At 60.4% G+C, this 966-nt stretch carries 1 protein-coding gene; it reads right to left on the reverse strand.

Annotated features, from left to right (window positions below; translation table 11 throughout):
- Positions 1–966 (reverse strand): amino acid adenylation domain-containing protein (locus O7A70_RS33835; RefSeq protein ID WP_337144208.1); only part of this gene is annotated, 966 nt, incomplete at both ends.

A 966-nucleotide genomic window follows, 5' to 3' on the forward strand; every position in this document is an offset into this window, starting at 1 on the left:
CCACCGCCTCGCGCACCCACGCATGCTCGGCAAGCCGCGCCGCGATCTCGCCCGGCTCGATGCGGAAGCCGCGGATCTTCACCTGGTCGTCATTGCGGCCCAAGAACTCCAGGTTGCCGTCCGGCAGGTAGCGCGCCAGATCCCCGGTGCGATACAGCCGGTCGCCGTCCACAAAAGGGCTGGCGATGAACCGCTGCGCCGTCAGCTCGGGCCGGTTCAGGTAGCCGCGCGCCACCCCTGCCCCGCCAATGTAAAGCTCACCCACCGCCCCGAACGGCACCAGTGCCCCGTGACCGTCAAGCAGGTAGATCCGCGTGTTCGCGATCGGACGGCCGATCGGGACAACGGACCCGTCGTAACCAGCGACATAAGTCCAAGCTGTCGCGTCAATTGCTGCTTCAGTAGGTCCATAGAGATTGACAAGTGGCCGCGATACCGATTGCAGCCACTTGACGGCTGCCTCGTTTCCGAGGAGCTCTCCCCCGCAGAATACATATCGCAAACTATCAGTTTTCTTTTTCTCTATTTCAACAAGAGTAAAAATTGCCGAAAGAAGCGATGGGACCAGCTGCAGAACCGTCACTCGATGTGTACTTACCATGTCAAAAATGGTTCGAATATCTAATTGACGGTCGAGAGGAAGAAGAACCGTATGTGCGCCGACCGACAAGGCTGTCCATAGCTCCCAAACCGCGGCATCAAAAGAGGGAGAGGTTCGCTGCAAGAAGACGTCCTGCGCAGTAAGCTGGAATTGATCCGCCTGCCAGTTCGTATGATTCATCAAGCTTCCATGCTCGACCATGACGCCCTTTGGCGTTCCGGTGGAGCCGGAGGTGTAAATGACATAGGCGAGATGGCGCGAGGTGAGGCCGAGCGCGCGCGGGTCTGGATCGGACGCCGGCAGCTCCGCCCAGGGCGGCGTGGCCGCATCCAGATCGACCACGCTCACATCGGCGAGCGCTTCGG

The sequence above is a fragment of the Mesorhizobium sp. Cs1299R1N1 genome (genome assembly GCF_037179655.1).
Classification (GTDB): domain Bacteria; phylum Pseudomonadota; class Alphaproteobacteria; order Rhizobiales; family Rhizobiaceae; genus Mesorhizobium; species Mesorhizobium salmacidum.